6 protein-coding genes are annotated in these 9,074 nt (G+C 66.3%); 5 read left to right on the forward strand and 1 reads right to left on the reverse strand.

Features of this window, described 5'->3' with window-relative positions; genetic code table 11:
* Nucleotides 1–318 precede the first annotated feature (318 nt).
* Nucleotides 319–2,451: a transketolase gene (tkt, locus tag IEZ19_RS48315; protein ID WP_229841693.1), complete on the forward strand. Its 2,133-nt coding sequence runs from the start codon at nucleotides 319–321 to the stop codon at nucleotides 2,449–2,451.
* A gap of 551 nt (nucleotides 2,452–3,002) precedes the next feature.
* On the opposite strand, the gene tnpB is transcribed toward tkt, so the two are convergent.
* Nucleotides 3,003–4,460, reverse strand: a complete 1,458-nt coding sequence (tnpB, locus tag IEZ19_RS48320) for an IS607 family element RNA-guided endonuclease TnpB (RefSeq protein WP_189317728.1) — start codon at nucleotides 4,458–4,460, stop codon at nucleotides 3,003–3,005.
* A gap of 439 nt (nucleotides 4,461–4,899) precedes the next feature.
* Here tnpB and hxlB point away from each other — a divergent pair, with 439 nt between their 5' ends.
* The 4 genes from hxlB to IEZ19_RS48340 all read left to right on the forward strand — a co-directional run bounded on the left by hxlB (nucleotide 4,900) and on the right by IEZ19_RS48340 (nucleotide 8,659).
* Nucleotides 4,900–5,544: a 6-phospho-3-hexuloisomerase gene (hxlB, locus tag IEZ19_RS48325; protein WP_229841694.1), complete on the forward strand. Its 645-nt coding sequence runs from the start codon at nucleotides 4,900–4,902 to the stop codon at nucleotides 5,542–5,544.
* Between the two features lie 168 nt (nucleotides 5,545–5,712).
* Nucleotides 5,713–6,681 (forward strand): class II fructose-bisphosphatase, encoded by a 969-nt coding sequence (gene glpX, locus IEZ19_RS48330; RefSeq protein ID WP_189317729.1) that lies wholly within the window; start codon nucleotides 5,713–5,715, stop codon nucleotides 6,679–6,681.
* 311 nt (nucleotides 6,682–6,992) lie between these two features.
* Nucleotides 6,993–8,372, forward strand: coding sequence for an ATP-dependent 6-phosphofructokinase (locus tag IEZ19_RS48335; protein WP_189317730.1), 1,380 nt, complete (start codon nucleotides 6,993–6,995; stop codon nucleotides 8,370–8,372).
* 20 nt (nucleotides 8,373–8,392) lie between these two features.
* Complete coding sequence (locus tag IEZ19_RS48340) at nucleotides 8,393–8,659, forward strand: hypothetical protein (protein WP_189317731.1); 267 nt, start codon at nucleotides 8,393–8,395, stop codon at nucleotides 8,657–8,659.
* The last annotated feature ends 415 nt before the right edge of the window (nucleotides 8,660–9,074 follow it).

Raw genomic sequence — 9,074 nt, forward strand, 5'->3', positions numbered from 1 at the left:
TACAACGCCACAGACCCGGCCGCGGCCGCGTACGAACTCAAAAAGCGCGCAGCCGCCTGAGCGGACCAGCCCCAACACCACATCCCATTCGATGTAGTTTCGAATGTGACCGGAATGCGCCGCGTGACGTCTCGAAATAAATCGTGACTTCGGTCCTTGGCGCGCTGTCTGCGGCGGCGTCGAGTACGCGGTGCCTGCGACGCCAGGCCGTCCTTGATCTGCTTGAGCGCATTTCCAGGGCCTTGCCCCATCCTTTGCAAGCCCGATCGAAATCGGCACGAATTCGCGAAGAACCGAAATTATCAGGAGTGCGCGTCCATGGCAGCAAACGAATCGATCTCCAGTTACCGCGCGATCGAATCAACTGACGAGGTTGTTCGCCTGACGGCCAAGCGACTCCCCGCAGACTGGACCGAGCTGGACACGCGCGCGGTGGACACCGCCCGCGTGCTGGCCGCTGACGCGGTCGAGCACTGCGGGAGCGGACACCCCGGCACGGCCATGAGCCTCGCGCCCGTCGCCTACGCGCTGTTCCAGCGGGTCATGCGGCATGACCCCAACGACGCGCAGTGGATGGGGCGGGACCGGTTCGTGCTCTCAGCCGGGCATTCGAGCCTCACCCTGTACATTCAGCTGTTCCTCTCCGGCTATGGCCTGGAGCTCGACGACCTGAAGGCCTTGCGCACATGGGATTCGCTGACCCCGGGCCACCCCGAGTACGGGCACACCGTGGGCGTGGAGACCACCACCGGCCCACTCGGCCAGGGCCTGGCCAACGCGGTCGGTATGGCCATGGCCGCCCGCCGCGAGCGTGGACTGCTGGACCCGGACGCCGAGCAGGGCAGGAGCGTGTTCGACCATCAGATCTACGTGATCGCCTCGGACGGCGACATCGAGGAGGGCGTCACCTCCGAGGCTTCGTCGCTGGCCGGAACCCAGCAACTCGGCAACCTTACGGTGATCTACGACAGCAACGAGATCTCCATCGAGGACGACACCCGCATCGCGCTGACCGAGGACACCGCCAAGCGCTACGAAGCCTATGGCTGGCACGTCCTGACGGTCTACGGCGGCGAGGACGTGGCAGGGTTCCTGGACGCGGTCGAGCAGGCCAGGGCCGAGACCGCCCGCCCGACTCTGATCGTGCTGCGCACCGTGATCGGCTACCCGGCACCGACCAAGATGAATACCGGCAAGGTGCACGGTGCCGCGCTGGGCGCCGAGGAACTCGCCGCGGTCAAGCGCGCCGTCGGCTTCGACCCAAAGCAGAGTTTCCAGGTCGACGACGAAGTCCTGCGCCATGCCCGCGAGGTGGCCGAGCGGGGGAGGGCCGACCACGAGAAGTGGCAACTCGAGTTCGATGCCTGGGCGAAGGACAACCCGGAGCGCAAGGCGCTGCTGGACCGCATCAGCAAGCGCGAGCTGCCCGTCGGCTGGGCCTACGATCTGCCCACCTGGAAGGCCGACGGCCAGGCAGTCGCCACCCGCAAGGCGTCGGCCGCGGTGCTGGCCAAGCTCGGCGAGGTGCTCCCCGAGCTCTGGGGCGGGTCGGCGGACCTTGCCGAGAGCAACAACACCACGATCGAGGGGGCGGACTCCTTCGGCCCGGCCGAGATCTCCACCAACGCCTGGAAGGCCCATCCCTACGGCCGCACGCTGCACTTCGGTATCCGCGAACACGCGATGGGTTCGATCCTCAACGGCATCGCGCTGCACGGCGGAACCCGCCCGTACGGCGGCACCTTCCTCATCTTCAGCGACTACATGCGCCCGGCGGTGCGCCTGGCCGCGCTGATGCAGCTGCCGACCATCTACGTGTGGACACACGACTCGATCGGCCTCGGCGAGGACGGTCCGACCCACCAGCCCGTCGAGCAGCTGGCCTCGCTGCGCGCCATCCCCGGAATGTCGGTGGTGCGCCCCGCCGACGCGAACGAGACCGCGCACGCCTGGAAAGCCGTACTTGAGGACACCAGCGGCCCGGCCGGGCTGGCGCTTACCCGCCAGAACGTGCCGACCCTGGAGGGCACCTCCGCCGAGGGGGTGGCCCGCGGCGGCTACGTACTCGCCGAGGCGTCCTCGGGCAGCCCCGAGGTCGTGCTCGTCGGCACCGGTTCCGAGGTCCAGCTGGCCGTGGAGGCCAGGAAGATCCTTGAGTCCGAAGGGGTTGCCACCCGAGTGGTGTCGATGCCGTGCGTGGAGTGGTTCGACCGGCAGGACCGGTCCTACCGGGAACAGGTGCTGCCCCCGTCGGTGCGTGCCCGGGTTGCCGTCGAAGCGGGTACGGCGCAGCCGTGGCACCGGATCGTCGGCGACGCGGGCGAGATCGTGTCGTTGGAGCGGTTCGGTGCTTCGGCGGACTTCAAGACTCTGTTCAGCCAGTTCGGCATCACCACCGAGGCCGTGGTCGAAGCGGCACGACGAAGCATGCACTCCGTGCGGCCGCGTTGATGCCCACCCGCAGGAGGTGAGAGGCGTCCGTGATCAGTCCGAAACCTGTCGACGAGGCTGAGGGGAATCTCCCGTAACGGCGCGCTCGCACCAGCGGCCCCGGCGAGAAGCCGGGGCCGCTTCCTCTTCGCAGCTTTCTTCCGGACCGTATCGCTTCCCCAAACGCTCTTGTAGACGGCTGGCGGTGAGCCGGCGGTCCCCGAAGCGGTGTGTGAGCGTGATCGGGCGCATGAGGTGTGGCACTGGCCGGCGCGACGTGATGCCGGCTGTGTGTGCCCTCAAGCACATCGGCACGGTGACCACCCTGGAGGGCGTCCCCGGCCGGGGGTGGGCAAGCGGGCCACCGCCGTCGACATCAAGCCCGCCTCAGCCACTGCCGACGACGCCGACACCCCCTCACCTGGCTGTCGTTGCCATACTGGCGCACGCCATCTGCGCAACCGGGGCGGAGCGCCGGGGAACCCGCACGCGCGGTCTCGCTCAACAGCCGTTACTCAAAGCCTGAGGGACTCTCAGCATTCCGGGCATTTCGGCCCGGAAGGTCCGTCACATCACCAAAGCGTGAGGGCTTCGGGTTGAGGACGGTCTCTCGTTTCCTCCCGCCGCTGGTGCGGCAGGGTTGCGCCACCTGCCCGCCCCGCCCCCGCCACAGGACGGGGCCGGGTGGCGCGGGTCTTACGGTCGGCTCCACGAGGCTTCGACACCGCCTGTGGGGTGTCCCGGTCTCCGGCCACTCCGGTACCGGTGGTGCCGGCCACTGCGAGAGCGGCGAGGTTGAGCGCGGCGTTGTCGTCCCGGTCGAGAACCAGGCCGCAGGCGTCGCATGCGAAGGTCCTCACGTGCAGCGGCAGCTTGGCTTTCACCGCGCCGCACCCGGAACAGGTCTTGGAGGAGGGATACCAGCGATCGGCCACGATGGCGCGGGTGGCGTGGCGCCGGCGGGTCTTGTAATCGAGCTGGCGGCGGATCTCCCCGAATCCGGCGTCGGCGATCTGGCGGGCCAAGCGCCGGTTGCGGAGCATGCCGGCGACGCCCAGGTCCTCGACCACGACGGTGCCGTACTCGGCCGCCACGGCCGTGGTGAGCTTGTGCAGGGCGTCCGTGCGGAGGTTCGCCACCCGGTGGTGCACCTTGTTGCGCCGGGCATTGGCCTTCTCCCACCGCTTCGACGGCCTGCGACCGGTGCGGCGGTCGGGGCCCTGGCGTCGGGACACTGTCCGAGAGGCGCGGCGTAGCGACTTCAGCGCTCCGTCGTAGTGCCGGGGGTTGGGCACGGCGCGGATCTCGCCCGTCGAGTCGGCCATCACCGCGAGGGTCTTCACCCCGAGGTCGATGCCGACCGCCACGTCCGGGCGCGTGACGCGTTCGAGGTCCCGCTTCACCTCGACCTGGAACGAGGCGAACCAGCGTCCGCGTTCGTGCCGGACGGTCGCGGACAGGATGCGTGCCGTCCCGGCCTGCACCCGGGTGAGGAGGCTGCCGGTGGGCTCGTGGGTGCGGATCGTGCCCAGCCTCGGCAGCGTGACGTGCCGACCGTCAGCGTCCACACGGATAGTGCCGGTGGTGAACCGGCAGGCAAGGCGCGCCTTCCTCTTCGACTTGAACCGCGGCGCACCCATCCGCTTGCCGCGCCGCTTGCCGTTCTTCGACTTCGCGTAGTTGTCGAACGCGGCCGACGCGTTCGACAGGCCGGTGGAGTACGCCTCCTTGGAGTTCCCCTCCCACCAATCGGCGAAGCGCAGGTCAGTCTTCTTGACCTTGTTGAACTCCTTCCGCAGCGCGGGAAGGGACCACGGCCGCCACGGTGTCAGATCCTCCTCGGGGATGCCATAGGTGGCTTCCGCTTTGCGCTGCCACCACGACGCCGACACCCACGCCACGGCCCAGTTGTAGGCGGCACGTGCCGCACCGCAGTGCGAACGCAACGCGCGCTCCTGACCGCTATTGGGGTCCAGGGCATACCGGTACGCCTGCACCGTGAAACCAGGCTGCGTCTGGAACGTCTTCAAGCTGGACCCCTCCTCCCGGTAGAGATCAACAACCTACCGGGCACCACTGACAGTCAGCCGATATGCCCGAATCGCTGAGAGTCACTGATGAAATCGGCAACAGCTGACGACCCCCGCAGGTGGAGCGCAGCATGCCGTTGCAGCCACACCCGCGACTACCCCGTCTTCGCCGGCACGCAAGACCGGCCACCGGCATCGCTGTCGACCGTCATTCGATATTTTAATTACAGGATATTGTTTCCAAATCCCGTAAGCCTTGCTGATCACCACGCAGGTGGACAATCATTTTGGTCGAAGTAGCTATCCGCGCTCTGGCCCACAGGGGTCCTGCTGAAGCAGGAGTCCGTCAATGGCGAAGGTGCGGTGTGCGCTATGACGATCCGTGCGATGGCTGTCTTGACCTCAACGGATAAAGGATCCTGCCCGAGGATCCGGTTCCGTGTCCGTGCAAGTGACCAACGAATGCCATCCGCCCCGCAAGTGGAGGAAGATCTCGTTGACGCAGTCGATTTCAAAGGAACTTGAAGTCAGTCATTTCGTGGACGCAACGCGTGCAGTTGTCGGAGAGGTGGACAAGGTGCGCGGGGGAGTGCACTCTCCGTCCTGGATCCGGGTCGGCAAATTGCTGCTCAATGCGCCGAAAGTGTTCACCCTCGGCACCGGGCGGAGCGGGCTCGCGCTGCAGATGGCCGCGATGCGGTTCATGCACCTCGGACTCCCCACCCACGTCGTCGGTGAGACGACTGCTCCGGCGATCGGCTCGCGCGACGTTCTGGTGGCCGCATCGGGCTCGGGGTCGACGGCCCGGGTGGTGCGGGCAGCTCAGACCGCTCGTGATCAGGGCGCGGAAGTGATTGCACTGACCACGGCGGCCGACTCGGCGCTGGCCAAAACCGCAACCGAACTCCTCATCATCCCGGCTGCGGACAAGCAGGACTTCGACGGGACCGCCTCCGTCCAGTACGCCGGCAGCCTGTTCGAACAGTCTGTCCTGCTGATCACTGACGCGCTGTTTCACACGCTGTGGAAGACCAGCGGGACCCGGGCTCACGAGCTGTGGCGCCTTCACGCGAATCTCGAGTAACCGCTACGCACGCTATGAGGCCGGCGCTGAAGGAGCGGCGTGATTTGCGATCGGCACATGGAAAGAAAGGCGCAGGCGATATTCCCGAGCTGGTCGCACGGCTCGGTCAATCGCGTATGTGCCGCGATCTCTCTGTCCTGATGCTACAGACAAGAACGGGAGCCCAAGATGCAGTGTCAAAGTGAGGTCGCGCCGCGAACCTGCGTCGATATCCATACTTTGGAGGCGGCAGCGCTGGCCGCTACCCGCAGCGCTGCGGTGGCCAGCTACGCCTGGGTAGGCCGGCACGATCAGAAAGCCGCCGATGCAGCGGCGACCACGGCCATGCGCGAGGCATTGGCCGACGCACCCGGGCGAGGAAAAGTTGTCATCGGAGAGGGGGAAAAGGACGACGCCCCGATGTTGTTCAACGGTGAAATCGTGGGCAATGGCCACGGCCCGGACTTCGACATCGCCGTCGATCCTCTTGAGGGAACCTCGTTCTGTGCGAAGGATCTGCCTGGTGCCCTGGCTACGATCGCGTTCGGCGAACCGGGAACTCTATGGTCACCTGGACCCGGCTTCTACATGGACAAGATAGTGGTGCCCCCCCAGGCGAAGGACGTTATCGATCTCAACGACCCTCCCGAGCGTACCTTGGTCAAAGTTGCCGAGGCGCTCGGCAAGCAGGTCAGCGAGCTCCGCGTTGTCATCATGGACAAGCCGCGGCACAAGGAGCTGATCGCACGGGTGTTGCGGGCGGGCGCGGCCGTGCAGACACCGGCAGGAGGCGATGTCGGGGGGAGCCTGGCGGTGCTCCTGCCGACGCTCGATGTCGACCTGCTCCTCGGAGTCGGCGGCACGCCCGAAGGAGTGATGACCGCCGCAGCGGTCCGTGCCCTGGGTGGCGGCATGCTGGGCCGCCTGGCCCCTCAGCGTGACGAGGAAGCGGACGCCATCCGCGCAGCGGGCATGTCCCTCGACCGCATCTACAACTGTGACGAGCTCGTAGCCGGCGATGCCTTCTTCGTTGCCACTGGCGTCAGTGGAGGACCCCTTCTCGGACGTCCACGGGAAGGTGACGGCACGACAATTGCCGAGTCGCTCCTGATCTCCAGGGGGCAGGTTCGCCACATAACACACACCGCCTTCGAATAAAATCCCGGATAGTCTGCGCTCGCGATTTCTGATTCTCCATGGCATCCATCCCCGAGCGGACACCATATTGCGGCAGCCGTAGACAGCCGTGCCGGTGCTCGTCGCCGCTGTTCAGCGGCTTGAGCATCAGAACGAGACGGCCGCTTCGGCCACGGTAGATCACGAAGGCCACGACATCGCGTTCGGGGCCCTGTCGGCCTCGGTGGCCGCCGGCTTCGCCCGCTCCGAGACCCGGGAGACGGTCGCGCGGATGACACAGCAACGACTATCTACAGCTGCCGTACTTATGCCATCACGATCAAGGAGATTCGGTGACGTTGCACTTGGACGACCTTCGCGTTCGCCGCCTCGGCGAGTGCCGTTACGATTCGCCGTTCTCCGAGATGCTCTCCACCAAACAGACCTCTCCGCATTACGTTGCGGAAGGCGACCGTGTCCTGCTCGAGGACACCGTTTCCATGCTTGCCGAGCACAGCCTCCCTCCCGGCCGGGTTCCGAGTTTCGAAGCCGCCGGGCCTCGGCGGAAGATCTATTTCGACCCCGCGCGCGTGACCGCCGGTATCATCACTTGTGGGGGGCTGTGTCCCGGTCTCAATAATGTCATCCGCGGTCTCGTCCAAGAACTCACTGTGCATTACAAGGTCAAGCGGATTCTGGGCTTCCGGAACGGTCTCCAGGGACTGACGGCCGAACACCGCAATGACGCCATCGAACTGACGCCTGATCGCGTTCGCGATATCCACAACGCCGGCGGCACCATCTTGGGCAGCTCACGCGGCGGCCAAGACGCCGACGAAATGGTCGACAGCCTCGTCCTGCGAGGCATCAACATCTTGTTCGTCATCGGCGGCGACGGGGGGATGCGCGCCGCGACGTTCCTCAGCAAGGCGATCAGGGCGCGCGGTCTTGACATTGCTGTCATCGGGGTACCGAAGACGATCGACAACGACCTGCCCTTCACTGATCAGTCGTTCGGGTTTCAAAGCGCGTTCGCGCGGGCCACCGACTTCATATCCTCGGTCTCCATCGAAGCTGCAGCCAGCCCGAACGGCGTCGGGATCGTGAAGCTGATGGGTCGACACTCCGGCTTCATCGCCAGCTACGCTGCGTTGGCTGCCAATGCCGCAGACATCGTCTTGATCCCCGAGATCCCCTTCGCCCTCGGGGGAGCTGACGGCCTGCTGGCCCACGTCGAGCAGCACGTGCGATCCAAGGGCTTCGTGGTCATCGTCGTCGCCGAGGGGGCAGGCCAAGACCTCTTCGAAGAACACGGCCTGCCTCAGCACAACGGTCGCGGCACCGACGCCTCAGGCAACGTCAAACTCGGCAATATCGGGGAGCTGCTCAAAGAGAGCATCACGGCCCACCTGACTGCGGTCGGCCTTGCCCCCGCGATGCGCTACATCGACCCCAGTTACGCGGTCCGCAGCATCGCCGCCAACGCTTATGACAGTGTCTACTGCCTGCGGCTGGCCCATGCCGCGGTGCACGCTGCCATGGCGGGTCGTACTGAAGCCGCTGTCGCGCGCTGGCGTCGACGCTTCGTGCATGTCCCGTTGTCCCTGATGACCAGCCGTGGCAACCAGGTCGACCCCGACGGTGACCTATGGATGTCCGTGCTCGAAACCACCTGCCAACCGGCTAGATTCGGTTCGGCGCCGGACCGTGGTGAGCTGAACCGGGCTTCGTAGATTCCTGGGTCGAGCGGCTGATGCGCGAGCGCGGCATCCAAGGGATCACTCGCCGCAAGCGTCGCGGCCTGACCCGGCCGGACCGGAAGGCGTCCGCGTCGCCGGACCTGGTCGGACGCGACTTCACCGCCGCCGAGCCGGGCACCAGGCTGGTCTCGGACATCACCTACCTGCCCACGCTGGCCGGCTGGAGGTACCTCGCCACGGTCATCGACCTGCCACGCGGGAGGTGGTCGGGCACGCGATGGCCGATCACCACCGTGCCGAACTGGTCGTCGACGCGCTGAAGATGGCCGCCGGCCGCGGCGGCCTGCGGAAAGGCTGCATCGCGCACTCGGACCGCGGCTCGGGAATACTCCTCACACGAATACCGCAAGCTGATAAGGGAGTTGGGGCTGAGACAGAGCTGCTTCCCGCCCTCCCCGGCGTCTCCGGGGTCGGACTGCGCTCAGCTCCCACCAGCCTGCTGTGACAGGCTGGCGAGGAGGTCTTGCACCTCCTTCGATTCACCGCGCCTCACGGCGCACCGGCGCATCGTGGCGCACCCACGAGGTACGACAAGCCTGCCGTCCGCTACGAAGCGACCGTGCTGGTCGCGGCCATCCATGAGTGGCGCTGTGACCAGCACTTTCGAAACGCGCCCTAGGGTGCGTTTCAGAAGTGGATCTTGATATGTCAAGATCCACTTCATGGGGAGGCACG

The organism is Streptomyces brasiliensis, from assembly GCF_014647875.1.
GTDB lineage: Bacteria > Actinomycetota > Actinomycetes > Streptomycetales > Streptomycetaceae > Streptomyces > Streptomyces brasiliensis.